Consider the following 15,231-nt stretch of genomic DNA (forward strand, 5'->3'; position numbering starts at 1 on the left):
AAAATAAGTCTGGTTTTTTATTGAATTATTCTATGACTGTTAAATAATCATAATCCTAAACCTTGCATAACTAATAATTAGTTATGAAAAACAATATTATAAGAAAAATTTACAAGATTTTTTGAGATGCTTTCTCTAATTCCCTTTAGTTATCTAAGATAAAAGCAATAGTTGCTAGCTAAAAATGTAGAATCAGTCGCAATGATTAAAAATTTATCAACGGTAGTATATTGCTGATGAAAGGTAATAATTGGATAAAAAAATATTTACGAGAATTAAGGTTCCATCTGATTTTTGTCCAGAAAAAATATTTTATTTATCTCTTTTTGATATTCATAGTCGACCAAAGCCCATTAAAAATCATTGACATTCACATTGTTTTTCATTACTAATAGTTATCTAGGATGTTACTGATGATTATCCAAAGTTACTCTGTTAGTACTGATAAGCCTCTATTCTGGGTTTTTTGTTCAATATTTATATGCTAAAAATTGAATAAAACGATAAGTGGTATCGTATTCATATATTAACTTTTGTCCATATATATCGCCTTCAAGTCTGTGCAAAACAGCGGTTTTATGAGCAGTGCAGCAGTCGTTGCTGTGATGGTCGTTGTTACGAGAGCGGTCGACAAAATGATCATTTTTAGAATGATTAATGGAGTGGATAGTACCAGCATACGGAATAAATTAAATGGACTTACTGAAAGTGAGTGAATCCGCTCAACCACTTACCCGTTAGGATATTACATGATGCGCCCTTCTAATCGCCTTTTAACGTCTGTGTTTTTACCCACCTCCCTTGTTCTTGCTATGTTTATGACGGGCTGTAGTGATAAATCGGCAAACGATGGCACTGCCAGTCAATCATCAAACATCGATCCAAATGTATTGGCCGATACTCAAGAGTTGGTTGTCAATAATGCCGCTGAGCCAGAGTCGCTTGATCCGCACAAAGTATCTGGCGTTCCTGAAGCGGGTATCGACCGTCAGATGTTTGAGGGACTGACCAATACGGATGCGGATGGCAAAACCATTCCAGGTATGGCGACCAGTTGGGAGAGTCCTGACAATAAAGTATGGACGTTTAAGCTGCGCGATGCCAAGTGGTCAAATGGCGATCCTGTGACGGCAGAAGATTTTGTTTATAGCTTGCGTCGTCTGGTCGATCCGAACACTGCGTCCCCTTATTCGAGCTATTTGGTCGATGCCAAGATTGTGGGCGCTGAGCAAATCGTTGAGGGCAAAGCGGGTATAGACACCCTTGGCGTAAAAGCAATCAATGACAAAACATTGCAAGTGACTTTATCAGAGCCTGTCCCTTACTTCCCAGACATGATGATTCATAACTCGGTCAAGCCCGTCCACCAAAAGACAGTCGAAGAATTTGGTGATAAATGGACAGACCCTGCCAATATCGTGGTCAACGGCCCTTACAAAGTCAGTAAGTGGCAAGTCAACGACCAAATCGTCTTGACGCGTAACCCAGCTTATTATGATGATGCCAATACCAAAATTGATACTGTCACCATGCTAGCGATCCCCTCAAGTACGACCGACGTGGCACGCTATCAAGCAGGTGAGATTGACATGACCTACAATGAGATTCCGACTGAGCAATTCGCGTCGCTAAAAGAGCAGCTGGGCGATGAGCTAAACGTTTCTCCTTATCTATGTACCTACTATTATGAGTTTAATACCGTCAAGCCACCATTTGATGATGTCAAAGTGCGCCGTGCGCTCGCCTTGGCGCTAGATCGTGACACAGTGGTGGATAAAGTCATCGGTCAAGGGCAGACTGCCGCCTATCAGCTAACGCCAACGGCGACCAATGGCGGCGTAAAAAACACGCCAGAATGGTCAACGTGGGATCAAGAGAAGCGTCTTGCAGAAGCCAAAAAACTGCTGAATGAAGCGGGCTATAGTGAGAGCAATCCACTGAAATTTGAGCTGCTATACAACACCAACGACCTGCATAAGAAAACGGCGCTCGCAGTAGCCTCGCTGTGGAAACAATCGCTTGGCTTCGTCGATGTCAGTTTGATTAATAAAGAATGGAAAACCTACCTTGATACACGCCGTAATGGTACCTATCAGATCGCTCGTGCTGGCTGGTGTGGTGACTACAATGAGGCCTCAACCTTCTTAAATATCTCAAAAACGGGCAACAGTAATAATCACGGCAAATACTCAAATGCCAACTTTGATAGCCTGATGGCACAAACTCTAAAACCTGGCGTGACGCCTGAACAGCGTGTCGATTTATACAACAAAGCCGAGGCTCAACTTGACCAAGACATGCCTCTATTAAACGTTTATCACTATGTCAGCCCTCGTTTGATTAAGCCTTATGTGATTGGCTTCCCAATGAAAGATGCCTTAAATAACTGGCAAGCAAAAGATTTATCAATTGCCAAGCACTGATAGATCAGGGTTTTAACAAGCGCGTGCGATGCAAAAGGCTACAGCTGATACATCGCACGCGCTACTATTGCCAGTAAGCCATTGCTGCGTGTTACATCTGATGTGTTTTTTCAGCTTTAATCAAGCTTGGGAGTAGGCACTCCCATAAGAGGTATTATGTTAAAACTGATTTTTCGGCGTATTTTAGAGGCCATCCCGACCTTATTTGTTTTGATCACTGTCTCCTTTTTTATGATGCGCTTAGCACCAGGCAATCCTTTCTCAGGTGAGCGTACTTTATCACCTGCCGTACTGGCCAACATTGAAGCCAAGTACAATCTTAATGACCCTCTTTGGTTGCAGTACATCCATTATTTGGGACAGCTTGCTGTCGGCGACTTTGGGCCTTCTTTTAAATATAAAGACTATACGGTCAATGAGCTATTGTCACAGTCGTTTCCGGTGTCGATGGAGCTTGGCGTTTATGCGTTTATCTTGGCATTGGTCTTGGGACTCATCTTTGGGGTCATTGCAGCGCTTAAGCAAAACTCATGGATAGATTATGTGCTGATGGCATTTGCGATGACGGGTGTGGTCATTCCAAGCTTTGTTAAAGCGCCATTGTTGGTGCTCATTTTTGCGATCGTTTTGCACTGGCTGCCTGCTGGTGGTTGGAATGATGGCGCGTTGCAAAACCTGATTTTACCAGTGACAGCCTTGGCATTGGCATATACCGCCAGTATCGCGCGTATCATGCGCGGGTCGATGATTGAGGTGATGAACAGCCAGTATATTCGAACGGCGAGAGCCAAGGGTTTACCGATGCGTCAGATCATTATGAAGCATGCGCTTAGACCCGCTATGTTACCTGTGATTTCCTATTTGGGCCCCGCCTTCGTCGGTATTATTACTGGTTCTATCGTGATTGAGACTATCTTTGGCTTGCCGGGTATTGGGCAGTTATTCGTGAATGGCGCACTTAACCGTGATTATGGCGTGGTGCTTAGCTTGACGATCTTGGTGGGTGTGCTGACCATTACGTTTAATGCCATTGTTGATATTTTATACGCTGTGATTGATCCAAAAATTCAGTATTAAATATGATAAATCATTATTTAAGTAGATCATTACAAGGACCACTATGAGCCTTATTGTAGACCAGCCCACCGACGTTATCATGTCGCCAGCGAAAGAGATTAAAGGTCGGAGTCTTTGGCAAGATGCGTGGCGACGTTTTTATCAAAACAAAGCGGCCGTTGCGAGCTTCTTTATCTTATTACTGATTGGTGCTTTTGTCCTATTTGTCCCTCTGTTTGCTCCTTTTGGTTATGCTGAGACCGACTGGAACTTTATGCAAGCGGCGCCTTCTATCGAAAATAAGCATTACTTTGGTACCGACTCGCTCGGTCGCGATTTATTGGTTCGTACCGCTGTTGGTGGCCGTATCTCCTTGATGGTTGGGATTGCTGGAGCGACGGTTGCTGTGCTGTTTGGTACGATCTATGGCGCAACGTCAGGGTATCTTGGCGGCAAAGTCGACATGGTGATGATGCGGTTTTTGGAGATTTTAAGCGCCTTTCCGTTTATGTTTTTTGTGATTTTATTGGTCACAATATTTGGACGTAACCTAATTTTGATCTTTGTCGCGATTGGACTGGTGTCTTGGTTGGATGTTGCGCGAATTGTCCGTGGTCAGACGCTCAGCCTGAAGAGCAAAGAGTTTATCGAAGCGGCTCACGTGGGCGGTGTCTCAGGCTTCAATATTATCAAGCGTCATATCGTACCTAACGTGCTTGGCGTAGTAGTGATATATGCCTCATTACTGGTGCCGACGATGATTTTATTTGAATCATTCCTGAGCTTTTTGGGACTGGGCGTGCAAGAACCGATGACTAGCTGGGGTGCGCTGCTACAAGAAGGCTCTCGAACCATGCAGGTCGCGCCTTGGCAGATTTTGATTCCTTCCGCTTTTTTGGTCGTGACTTTATTTTGCTTTAACTTTATTGGCGATGGTCTACGTGATGCGTTCGATCCAAAAGACCGCTAGGAGAGTGATATCGTGGTAACTAAGACTTTCAGTAACACCATCAATGACTATCCTAATGATGCCCTTATTACGCCTTCAAATACCTTGTTGGAAGTGAAAGACTTAGCCGTTCAGTTCAAGACTGAGGACGGTCTGGTGACAGCAGTGAATGGCTTAAATTTTGATCTGCACGAGGGTGAAACCTTAGGCATCGTTGGTGAGTCAGGGTCTGGCAAGTCGCAGACTGCCTTTGCCATCATGGGACTGCTGGCAAAAAACGGCCATGCTAAAGGGTCAGTGCGCTTTCAGGGCAATGAGCTATTGGGATTGCCCCAAAAGGCGCTGAACAAAATCCGTGCCGAGCAAGTGGCGATGATTTTTCAAGATCCCATGACTTCACTCAATCCGTATATGAAGATAGGCCATCAGCTCGCCGAAGTATTGACCTTGCATAAAGGGATGAGTAAAAAGGAGGCGTGGGCAGAGTCGATACGTATGCTAGATGCCGTCAAAATCCCAGAGGCCAAAAAACGTATTGGTATGTATCCGCATGAGTTTTCAGGCGGTATGCGCCAGCGAGTGATGATTGCGATGGCATTACTGTGTCGCCCTAAGTTGTTGATTGCTGATGAGCCAACCACCGCGCTCGATGTGACAGTTCAAGCGCAAATCATGGTGCTATTAAACGAGCTAAAGCGCGACTTCGGTACGACCATTATCATGATTACCCATGATTTGGGCGTCGTGGCTGGTATCTGTGATCGCGTCCTTGTGATGTATGCAGGTCGCACGATGGCATATGGCGAAACAGAAGAGATTTTTTATACCCCAAGCCATCCTTATACCATCGGATTATTAAAAGCCATTCCGCGTCTGGATAACGAGATGGGTAAGCTTGAAACGATTCCTGGTAGTCCGCCAAATTTACTAGACTTGCCAGCAGGCTGTCCGTTTTATGAGCGCTGTCCTCATGCGATGGATATCTGCCGTGATACACCGCCGCCACTTGAGTTTTTGCCGCACGATCGTCAGCGCGCTTGTCATTGGCATCCTGAATTAACCGCGGATACCTCAAAAGATATCGATGCCAATCATCCATTAGAGATAGAGGGGTAGGCGATAATGACACAGATTGCTAACAGCAGCGAAAACCTGCCTAAAACGCCGTTACTAACCGTGCGTGATATTCGTACCACGTTTGATATCAAACAAAAAGGCACTTACTTTTGGCAAAAACCTGCGACTTTAAAAGCCGTCAATGGCGTATCGTTTGAGATATTCGCAGGCGAAACATTGGGAGTGGTGGGCGAGTCAGGCTGCGGTAAATCAACCCTCGCTCGTACTATCGTGGGCTTGGTAGAAGCCGACTCTGGTAGTATCAATTTTGATGATACAGAACTTGTTGGTGCATCCAAAAAAACCATGAGAATGAAGCGAAAAGACATTCAAATGATTTTTCAAGACCCGCTTGCCTCCCTAAATCCGCGCATGACGGTGGGCGATATCATTGCCGAACCGCTACGTACTTATTACCCAAAAAAGAAAAAGAGCGATGTACAAAACGAGGTACGCGAGATCATGAAAAAGGTGGGACTCCTGCCCAATCAGATCAACCGATACCCACATGAGTTTTCGGGCGGACAGTGTCAGCGAATCGGCATTGCTCGCGCTTTGATTTTAAAACCTAAAATCATTATCTGCGATGAACCAGTCTCGGCTCTCGATGTCTCAATTCAGGCGCAGGTTATTAATTTGTTGCAAGACATTCAAGAAGAGATGGGGTTAGCGCTTATTTTTATTGCTCATGATTTGTCTGTGATTAAGCATATTGCGGATCGGGTGCTGGTCATGTACTTGGGCAACGCTGTCGAATTGGGCGTGAATAAAGCCGTGTACGGCAATCCGACCCATCCTTATACTCAAGCGCTGATGTCAGCAGTACCGCTGCCAGATCCTATTGCTGAGCGCAATAAAACCATTCAGCTACTAGAAGGCGATTTGCCAAGTCCGATCAATCCGCCTTCAGGCTGCGTGTTTCGAACCCGCTGCCCGCTTGCAGATGAAGAATGTGCACAGATCAAACCTATACTAGAAGGTCACGTCAATCACCGCGTGGCTTGTCTAAAAAATAAAGTCAATGAGACGTCGTAGGCTAGCAGGCGTTTAAAAATAGAAGGAATAAGAGCCGTTTATAGTCTATCCATTTAAAAAAAGTGCGGTTCTACTGGGGTAAATTTTTCGAAGCCTCTGTAACGCCTGCGTACAGCAAGCGAGGAAAATTGATACCAGTAGAGCATTATGATCGTATGTAGCACCTTCATTTTGGATTGACGGTAAAAATAGACAAGGGTTTTAAACGATACCAAAGGTGAAGAAAATCATATTTGGTATTTTTTCGTTATAGGCTTGAAAAACAGTCTTTTAATAAAACTCAATGCGACTCAGCACATGTTCTTGCACCATGTAAGCACAGACATAAGCGCTTGGCCACGCCACGATAAAGGCCAGTCCCCATGAGTGCAACAGTTCGGCAAAAAAACCATCAACAAAGCCCACCTTAATGAGCATCAGCGCCGTCGATATGATAAGCGACATCATCAAAGCCATTAAAAAAGTAAAAATTAAGCGGTAGTATTTGCGCCTTGTGCGTATTCGGATGGTAGGTATTTTAGTCATAGATTGGCTTAATTCGGTAATAACAGGTCAGTAATAAAAAACAGCTAAGTTACAACTAGGCTCAAATATTTATTTGAGCCTAGGGCATAGTCAGTATTTATACTCTATTTGCATTGTAGCAATACCGCACAGTTTTCAAAAGCTGTACTACTAGTAAACTCTTTGCTGCCGAGTACCCATAGTAAGGATAAATTGCTGTTCTGAGGGAGGTAACGGTTATTGTCAAAGCTGACTTCGCCGCGATCAAGCTGATTGGCAACGATCATATAGCGTGAGGGTGAGCTGGTAAATGTATTATCCTTAATATCTAACTTTTGAATATTAAATTGCAGTAGTAGCTGTCCACCTTGTTGCTTACCAAGGTCATTATTGGTGACGGTATTATTAATAAGGGTGATTTGTCTGACGCCGCCACGTTGCTCATCATAGCCACCGACTGCGAGACCAGCATAGCTGCTATCGGTGACCGTATTGCCCTCTACCCAGACATCTTCTGTCAACTTTTGGAAGTTTTCACTGGCGACTTCGATACCGATATCATTACCAGTCACCGTATTATTCTGAATAAATACTTGTTTACCACCATCGACATAAATACCACCCGCTGAAGGATCATCGCCTTTGTAGGCGGGATTGCCGCTAATGCTATTGCGCGTGACTATATTACCGATGATATCACCGCGTCTGGCGTAGTCGTTAGCGGTCTCCGCTGTCCCTTCAAAACCAATGATGTCGATACCAATATTATTGTTATTGTTGACTTGGTTATGGTTCACTTCAAAGTTTGTAACATCACCATTTAGTACGATCGCTTCACTACGACCTAGGGTGAGGTTTTCTACTCGATTATTATTAATCTGAATATCTCTAATAGCCTGAGTACCGTACACCGCAATGCCATGCGCATTACCATTGTCATTATCAACGCGCGTGCCTAGATTATGAATATAATTGTTTTCGATGAGGATATTATGACTACTGCCAGTAACATAGATCGCAATGGGCGTAATCTGATCGCTATTGGTCCAAAAATTAGTAAATTCTAAGCCGCGAATGATCACATACGCTTGGTTTTCGATATGAATCAGATTCTCATCATCAGCGCTTGGCGTGCCTGTAATGATAACTTTTGCTGCTGGCATCGCCTCAAAAATAATAGGCTGCGCAAGTGTTCCAGAATTTTCAATATATACAGCCCCTTTATAAGTACCCGCAGCAATGTGTACCGTCGTGCCAGCGGTTGCAAGATCTGCGGCTCTTTGTAGGGTCAGTACAGGCGAGCTAGCACTACCTGATGCCGTATCACTACCCGTCGTCGACACGTAGATATGCTTACGGGTACTATCATCAAGCTGTAAATTATCAAGTGCTGAGCTGCGATCGTAAAACGCTTGGCTATTAGATGTCGGTGGAACCGTTTCAGAAGGTATCGGCGTATTTGGCGTTGTAGGCGTAGCCGGTTCAGAAGTAGTAGGAGTGTCTGAAGAGCTTGAATCTCCATCTGAGTCGCCACCACCGCAAGCAGGTAATACAACCACTACTGATGCAAGTAAACCAATAGACAATAGCATCGATGAACGAATCTTTGAATATAGCGTTGACTGACGGATCTTCATAGTACTTCCTAGTAATAGGATGGATATAAACTATCGATTAACAAGACAATGAATAAGTCTGAAATGATCTTTTTTATAGCGATTATAAAAACTGTCTTAAAAATAATTTATATAATATAACTGTTTTTGCTACGATTGAATGACTTTTTATACTTACTCGTTTGTCTCAAGTCCATTTAGATGACTACCGATTAAATTGAGGACACATCTTAACAAGGAAGAAAAATGCCTAACCAAAATCAACAACACCAGTCATCTCAGCAGACCACTCCTCAACACAGAACTCAAAGAACGCTCGGTATCATCGGTGGCATGAGCTGGGAGAGTACCGAGAGCTACTATCGTTTGATTAATGAAGGCGTCAAAGCTCAGCTGGGTGGACTACATTCGGCAGATTTGCTCATACACAGTGTCGATTTCGGCCCTATCAATACGTTGCAAGAAACAGGCGAGTGGGAAGCACTGGGAATAATGATGGCAAGTAGTGGTAAACGCTTGCAAGCCGCTGGGGCGCAAGGGTTGCTAATCGCGACCAATACCATGCATAAAGTTGCCGATGAGATACAAGCAGCAACCGATCTACCGATTATTCATATCGCTGATGCGACAGCCGAGGCGATCAACGCGCAGGGTTTGACCAAGATTGCCTTACTCGGCACGCAGTTTACGATGACCCAAGATTTTTATAAGCAGCGTCTCATTGATGCAGGCTTGCAAGTCATGATACCAGCGGATGACGCACGAGCAGAAGTACATCGCATCATTTACGAGGAGCTATGCCAAGGACAACTGCTCGATAGCTCAAGAGCGTATTATCGTCAGGTGATTGACGCATTGGCCGCCCAAGGGGCAGAGGGTGTGATACTGGGTTGTACGGAGATTGGCTTATTAATTGGTCAAGGGGATAGTCCAATTCCTGTATTTGATACCACCGCTATCCATGCCGCCGCCGCGGTAGATTTTTTATTGACTGATACAGGGTCTTAATGTTTTATCTGTAAACACTTAGTCCAGTGAAAATTTTTACAGACGGTGCTTTTTAATGTGCCAAAGTCTGGCTTACTTATTACTGGCTTTAGTATTTTCGATACTCAATAAAATGGATAGGCAATATTATAATGCGTGACTGGTACAAATTTTTCTTGCTGGCTGCGGCGTTGCTGACAGAGGCGGCGAAAAATTCATCCCAGCCACGCTGGCTCTTTTTTATAGTGTTCTGACTATATAGATGGTAATAAGCGAGTACCATGGATAGTGTACTCGCCATACCAATGAACCAGAGCCTTCAAGCTAAGCATGTATATATCGCGCCATTGTCATTTATTATTCTTGATCATACGGTGTCTATAAAGGCGTCTATGAAGTCGTCGATGTAGCCTTGTGATACGGCGTAAAGGTAAGAGTTTCCGCCACACAGTCGTCGGTGCAATATCACGACACGACGCAGAGGTGCCGCCATGGGCAAGATACCCTTCAGACCCTTGCGCCGCTTCTTCTGCGACCAAATTTTTACCCTGACGCCATCCGCCATGCAGATATAATCCCGCTCCCATCAGAGCGGTGGCTACCATCCCTGCTGGAAATGACAGCCAAAGTGCATCTTCTCCCAGTAATGGATAAAGCCCAAAAGCAAATCCAAGACGCACAGGATACATCGAAATCACCATGACGATCAGCGGCCAAATCACATAACCGTTAGCGCGCATTGTGCCAAAGAGCACTTGCGCTATCCCAAAAAAGATAAAACCCCATGTCGCCATTAGCTGAATATGGCGGCCGATTGGCAGCGCTTCGCTGTCACTGCCAAGGAAAAAGCCCAAAATGGTTCCATCAAAAATGGTCAGTACCCCGATAATCGCTCCTGTCAGCATCACGTTAAAAATGAGTCCCCATCGTGTGATTCCGGAGACTCTGTCCCATTGATTGGCACCGATGTTTTGTGCAACCATCGCGCTGGCTGCGGCACTCAGCGCCATGGCAGGCATCTGCACGTAGGTCCAAAGTTGCTGGGTGGCGCTATAAGCGGCTGTGGTTTGTACACCTTCACGGTTGATCAGCGACAGCATTGTCAATGCTGCCGAAGAGATGACGATCATCTGAAGACCCATCGGCAACCCTTTTGAGAACATCGATTTTAAGATCTCTCGGTCTGCGCGCAAAAAGCGAAGCTCTGGCATGCTAAGTGTCAGCACAGAGCCGCGTAAGTACATTGTGACAACCATACCAACAAGCGCTAGCGTGTTTGCAACGGCTGTGGCGAAGGCCGAACCAAATATTCCCCATTCAGGAAAAGGTCCTAAACCCAAAATCAGCGTCGGCGTCAAAATTAGATCAATAATCACCGATATAATGATAAACCAAAGCGGCGTTGTAGAATCGCCCGTCCCGCGCAGTGCCATCATGATCAGTGTAAACGTGAGTGTAAATGGCATCGCAACGAAAATCATGCGTAGATAGGTCAGGGCAAGGTCTACCGCACTGGGCGGCGTGCCAAGCAAATCCAGTAGCGTCGGGGCAAATATCCACCCTACTGCTGACACCAATATACTGATCGGAATAATACTGCCGAGAGCCGTTCCCATGGTTCTTTTGACCATAGCCTCGTCACGGCTACCCATAGCTTGACCAATTAAAATAGTAGAAGCCATACCAAAACCAAAAACGAAAGAGATGAGTATAAACATCAAAATGTTGCCGTTCGCTGTCGCGGCGAGCGCCTCTTCTCCTAAAAACCGCCCCACCCAGACAGCGTTGATTGAGCCGTTTAACGACTGTAGCGCTGATGATCCAAGCGTTGGCAAGGCAAATAGAAGCATCGTTTTGGCAATTGACCCCTCGGTGAGGTCACGCCGTTTGTCAGTGGCAGTACTTGTGTCGCTCAATGTCTTTCCTTTTGCACCGTTCAATTGGGCTTCGGTTTATTATAAAAATGCGTCCTAAGAAAGAAAGCCGTTATAGTCAATGCACTTCGAAAGTGTTATAGCGCTATTAGGGTGAATTTTACGTAGCCTCTGTCGGCGTAGGCACAGCACGCAAGTAAAATTTGTGCTAGTAGCGCTTTTGAATCTATATAACTGTTTTATTTTCAACTGACCATAAATAACAGACTTAGGATTGATAGCATAAAAACGCTTATTATAAATGACAACGCCTAGGCCATCTTGATTAGAACGGTAAACAAATAAAGTGTGTATTAACGTTATGTCTCATATAGTCAATTCACTGTAAAATAAATACACCCAATATCGCATTGTTATATTCATATCTCGTTTTGACTACAAAGTAATAGATTTATAAATATGAATAAGCATTTACCGTTAGAATCAAAGCGTAAATACCTTTTATACTATCTTTTAACGAGGATGTTTCGATGACATTACGACGTACAGCACTGGCCGCGTTTCTTACTTTATCAATGATAGGCTGTACGACGCCCAATAGTTTTACCGTGGCAACTACCCAAAAAATCATCCAACACGAACGCACCAAATCTGACCTTGAAACCAAAATATTTACGCTGGCCTCAGGCGAAGAGATGGTCTACGCCGAAAACCGTAACGTCGGTGCTGAGCCTTTGTTACTTATCCATGGTTTTGGCGGTAATAAAGACAACTTTACCCGTCTTGCGAGTAAGTTGGGCGGCTATCATCTGATCATTCCAGATTTATTAGGATTTGGCGAATCAAGCAAGACCGCCGCTGCCGATTATCGCGCCGATGCGCAAGCCAAGCGTTTACATGAGCTAATGCAAGCCAAAGGCGTTGCCTCAAATCTACATGTCGGCGGCAATTCGATGGGCGGCGCGATCAGTGTTGCCTATGCAGCCCTGTACCCAAAAGAGGTACAAAGCTTGTGGTTGGTGGACAGCGCAGGTTTTTGGTCAGCGGGTATGCCAGAGTCGCTAAAGGATTCGACCCTTGAGAATAATCCGCTATTGGTCGATAGCACAGAAGATTTTTATGACTTGTACGACTTTGTGATGTACAAGCCGCCTTATATACCAAAAACGGTCAAGGCAGTGTTTGCGCAAGAGCGTATCGCCAATAAAGAATTACACGCCAACATCCTTGAGCAAATCGTAGAAGACAATGTCGAGGCGCGCGCCAAAATCATCGCGGCAAATAAGATTCCGACGCTGGTTGTGTGGGGCGAAAAAGACCAAGTTATCAAACCTGAAACGGTCAATTTAATCAAATCCATCATACCGCAGGCACAAGTCATCATGATGCCGGACATCGGTCATGTGCCCATGGTAGAGTCAGTAGAGCAGACGGCAAAGGACTATAAAGCGTTCCGTGAAACGATCAAGAACGAGTAAATCACAGTCCTTTTACGAGACGCTCCAGCAAGGCAGTCGTGCTCTCGTCTCTCACCAAGCTCACGCCTTGTCCTGCCCACAAGGATTGATGTTCGGCGTCCAAACGCTTGGTCGCATCAGCACGCAAAAACTTGGTCATGGCGTTTAACTGCGGGTAGGGCGGTAGGTTATGATCGCTTTCAAATTGAGCAAAATCACGCAAATACTCGTTTAATAACCCGCGCGCAAGCTTACCTGAAAACAGTCGCGTTAAGCGCGTCTCAGTACTGCGCTTGCCTTGACCGGCATCGAGTAGGGTTTGTTTATAAGTGTCATTGATACCGCACTTATCTGTCGTCAAAAACGCCGTTCCCATTTGCGCAAGCTCAGCACCTACTGTTTGCACCGCCTTGATTTCCCGCGGTGTCATGATGCCACCCGCCGCAATCAAGGGAATGTCGATAATGGCGCGCGTTTGGCTAATCAGCGTCAATAATCCTAAAGGATCGGTTTCGCTTTGTGGCAACCAGCCACCACGATGTCCGCCTGCCTCGTTTCCTTGTACACACACCGCGTCTGCGCCAATCTCTGCCCATGCTTTGGCTTCTAATGGATGGTTTGCCGTACCGATGACGCGCGTGCCCACGCTTTGCAAACGCTGAACTTGTTCGGCGCTGATAATACCAAAAGTAAAACTGGCGACAGGTACAGGATTGTTATAGAGCACTTGCAACTGGTCTGCGAAGTTTTGCGCGGGACGCTCAGGTAACGTGACGTCTATATTATTGTCCTGATAATACTCACTTAGCCAAGTCGGGATATCCGTATCAAAGGTGCTCGACTCATGCTCAGATAACACCATCAGATTGACCATAAAGGGTCTATCCGTCATGGTTTTAATCGTATTAATCTGACTGTTTAAAACATCTGGCGCGGTCATGCCAGCACCCAATGATCCGAGTCCACCAAAGTTACTGACGCACGCGATTAGCCCAGGCGTGGTCGCTCCGCCTGCCATTGGCGCTTGAATGATGGGGTAGGTTAAGTTGAGTTTGTTAAGTAAGCTCATGACTAGCTCCTTATTATTAGGATATTTGCATGACTTACTTTAACAGAGCAGGATAAAGAACGTAGGAGATAATGTTTATTTAGTTGCTAAATGGAGAGGTAGGTTTTGACTACGGAGTTGTAGTTAAGTAGGTATAGTTTATGAAAAAACTACTCTTTAGGGTCAGTAAAAGGTAGTTTATTAACAGTTTTATCGAAGATACCAATTAGAGGAGCATTATCGCCATGCTTTTTATCTAACGTATTTGAAGCGTTCATAGCTATAGTTTCAATAGCAGCAGCTAAAAGTTTTTCTAGTAAAGGTTCTTTGTTTTCACTATCAAGTTCTTCTATCTGAAGCTTAAAGCTCTGATAGGACTTAGCCAAAGCTTCCTTATGTGCGTATTCTTGTTTTAGTCTCTCCGCCTCACTTCTTCTTTTAGAAGCAAATATCGCAAACCAAATAATAGGTAAAACAATAGGTAAGCGTTGAAGTAAAAACACGCCTATATCATTGAGAAAATTACGACCATCAGCATTTGATGGAAAATCATTCAAAAGTAAACTATGTATGGTCAAGGAACCTGATACAAGTAAAAGAAGAAGAAGAGAGATAGTAAAATATTTGGAATATTTTTCTATAGGTTCGTTGAAAGATATACTTAATTCATGATACGCACTTGCTAATCCAGCACTTGTAGCGCCAGGCAACAGACTTTCAATATTAGATTTTATAACCTTGTATTGATCTGTTTGAGTGGTGATTAAAGAATCTAAGTTATTTTTTCTTTCATTAATTTCGAATTTGAGTCCGTTTTCTATGTCGCCCTCTGCATTGGGTTCCCCAAAAACTTTGTTATGAAAGTCGTCTAATTCATTAAGCTTTACGGATAAATCATCTCGAATTTTTTGGACTTCTGTATTTGCAGTAGTTATTAGCTCTTGAGCTTCTTCTATTTTAGACTGTATTGAGCCTTCATCTATCAAAAGAGAACTATAAAAAGCGTCTATCTTAGAGCGTTGTTCGTCGATAGATTCTTCCAGACCTTTCATCTTTGCCTGCAGTGAATGTTCTTCGTCTGTGCCTACTAAAAACTCACTATGTAACTTCGAAATACTATTTTTATACTCAAGCAATTCATCATTAATCTTTGAAGCAGTACTTAC

Annotated in this window: 12 protein-coding genes; 7 read left to right on the top strand and 5 right to left on the bottom strand. The window is 44.4% G+C overall.

The window, feature by feature from the left end; translation table 11 throughout:
* Nucleotides 1-749 precede the first annotated feature (749 nt).
* From ACT3TH_RS11095 to oppF, 5 genes are all read left to right on the top strand, one after another.
* A complete protein-coding gene (locus tag ACT3TH_RS11095) occupies nucleotides 750-2,423 on the top strand; it encodes an ABC transporter substrate-binding protein (protein ID WP_444755888.1) in 1,674 nt (557 codons plus the stop codon).
* 156 nt (nucleotides 2,424-2,579) lie between these two features.
* Nucleotides 2,580-3,500 (top strand): oligopeptide ABC transporter permease OppB, encoded by a 921-nt coding sequence (gene oppB / locus ACT3TH_RS11100; protein WP_444755889.1) that lies wholly within the window; start codon nucleotides 2,580-2,582, stop codon nucleotides 3,498-3,500.
* 43 nt (nucleotides 3,501-3,543) lie between these two features.
* Nucleotides 3,544-4,449, top strand: coding sequence for an oligopeptide ABC transporter permease OppC (gene oppC, locus ACT3TH_RS11105; RefSeq protein ID WP_444755890.1), 906 nt, complete (start codon nucleotides 3,544-3,546; stop codon nucleotides 4,447-4,449).
* 12 nt (nucleotides 4,450-4,461) lie between these two features.
* The gene (oppD, locus tag ACT3TH_RS11110) at nucleotides 4,462-5,544 is read left to right on the top strand and encodes an oligopeptide ABC transporter ATP-binding protein OppD (protein ID WP_444755891.1); all 1,083 of its coding nucleotides are present in this window, start codon (nucleotides 4,462-4,464) and stop codon (nucleotides 5,542-5,544) included.
* Between the two features lie 6 nt (nucleotides 5,545-5,550).
* Nucleotides 5,551-6,579, top strand: a complete 1,029-nt coding sequence (gene oppF / locus ACT3TH_RS11115; protein ID WP_444755892.1) for a murein tripeptide/oligopeptide ABC transporter ATP binding protein OppF — start codon at nucleotides 5,551-5,553, stop codon at nucleotides 6,577-6,579.
* A gap of 270 nt (nucleotides 6,580-6,849) precedes the next feature.
* On the opposite strand, the gene ACT3TH_RS11120 is transcribed toward oppF, so the two are convergent.
* Complete coding sequence (locus tag ACT3TH_RS11120; protein WP_444755893.1) at nucleotides 6,850-7,104, bottom strand: DUF2798 domain-containing protein; 255 nt, start codon at nucleotides 7,102-7,104, stop codon at nucleotides 6,850-6,852.
* Nucleotides 7,105-7,208: 104 nt separating this feature from the next.
* Nucleotides 7,209-8,720: a right-handed parallel beta-helix repeat-containing protein gene (locus tag ACT3TH_RS11125; RefSeq protein WP_444755894.1), complete on the bottom strand. Its 1,512-nt coding sequence runs from the start codon at nucleotides 8,718-8,720 to the stop codon at nucleotides 7,209-7,211.
* Between the two features lie 225 nt (nucleotides 8,721-8,945).
* Here ACT3TH_RS11125 and ACT3TH_RS11130 point away from each other — a divergent pair, with 225 nt between their 5' ends.
* Nucleotides 8,946-9,707, top strand: coding sequence for an aspartate/glutamate racemase family protein (locus ACT3TH_RS11130; RefSeq protein ID WP_444755895.1), 762 nt, complete (start codon nucleotides 8,946-8,948; stop codon nucleotides 9,705-9,707).
* A 329-nt stretch (nucleotides 9,708-10,036) separates the two neighbouring features.
* On the opposite strand, the gene ACT3TH_RS11135 is transcribed toward ACT3TH_RS11130, so the two are convergent.
* Nucleotides 10,037-11,602, bottom strand: a complete 1,566-nt coding sequence (locus ACT3TH_RS11135) for an MATE family efflux transporter (protein ID WP_444755896.1) — start codon at nucleotides 11,600-11,602, stop codon at nucleotides 10,037-10,039.
* Nucleotides 11,603-12,090: 488 nt separating this feature from the next.
* Between ACT3TH_RS11135 and ACT3TH_RS11140 the strand changes: the two genes are divergently transcribed.
* Nucleotides 12,091-13,038 (top strand): alpha/beta hydrolase, encoded by a 948-nt coding sequence (locus ACT3TH_RS11140; protein WP_444755897.1) that lies wholly within the window; start codon nucleotides 12,091-12,093, stop codon nucleotides 13,036-13,038.
* A 1-nt stretch (nucleotide 13,039) separates the two neighbouring features.
* Here the strand turns inward: ACT3TH_RS11140 and ACT3TH_RS11145 are convergent, their stop codons facing one another.
* The gene (locus tag ACT3TH_RS11145) at nucleotides 13,040-14,086 is read right to left on the bottom strand and encodes an NAD(P)H-dependent flavin oxidoreductase (protein WP_444755898.1); all 1,047 of its coding nucleotides are present in this window, start codon (nucleotides 14,084-14,086) and stop codon (nucleotides 13,040-13,042) included.
* Nucleotides 14,087-14,235: 149 nt separating this feature from the next.
* Nucleotides 14,236-15,231 (bottom strand): hypothetical protein (locus ACT3TH_RS11150; protein ID WP_444755899.1); only part of this gene is annotated, 996 nt, incomplete at its 5' end.

The sequence above is a fragment of the Psychrobacter sp. AOP22-C1-C5 genome (assembly GCF_052378885.1).
GTDB lineage: Bacteria > Pseudomonadota > Gammaproteobacteria > Pseudomonadales > Moraxellaceae > Psychrobacter.

What these genes read in the sequence shown, in the direction of transcription:
- ACT3TH_RS11095 (WP_444755888.1), top strand. Translation starts at nt 750, where the DNA reads ATGATGCGCCCTTCTAATCGCCTTTTAACGTCTGTGTTTTTACCCACC.
- oppB (WP_444755889.1), top strand. Translation starts at nt 2,580, where the DNA reads ATGTTAAAACTGATTTTTCGGCGTATTTTAGAGGCCATCCCGACCTTA.
- oppC (WP_444755890.1), top strand. Translation starts at nt 3,544, where the DNA reads ATGAGCCTTATTGTAGACCAGCCCACCGACGTTATCATGTCGCCAGCG.
- oppF (WP_444755892.1), top strand. Translation starts at nt 5,551, where the DNA reads ATGACACAGATTGCTAACAGCAGCGAAAACCTGCCTAAAACGCCGTTA.
- ACT3TH_RS11120 (WP_444755893.1), bottom strand. Translation starts at nt 7,104, where the DNA reads ATGACTAAAATACCTACCATCCGAATACGCACAAGGCGCAAATACTAC.
- ACT3TH_RS11125 (WP_444755894.1), bottom strand. Translation starts at nt 8,720, where the DNA reads ATGAAGATCCGTCAGTCAACGCTATATTCAAAGATTCGTTCATCGATG.
- ACT3TH_RS11130 (WP_444755895.1), top strand. Translation starts at nt 8,946, where the DNA reads ATGCCTAACCAAAATCAACAACACCAGTCATCTCAGCAGACCACTCCT.
- ACT3TH_RS11140 (WP_444755897.1), top strand. Translation starts at nt 12,091, where the DNA reads ATGACATTACGACGTACAGCACTGGCCGCGTTTCTTACTTTATCAATG.
- ACT3TH_RS11145 (WP_444755898.1), bottom strand. Translation starts at nt 14,086, where the DNA reads ATGAGCTTACTTAACAAACTCAACTTAACCTACCCCATCATTCAAGCG.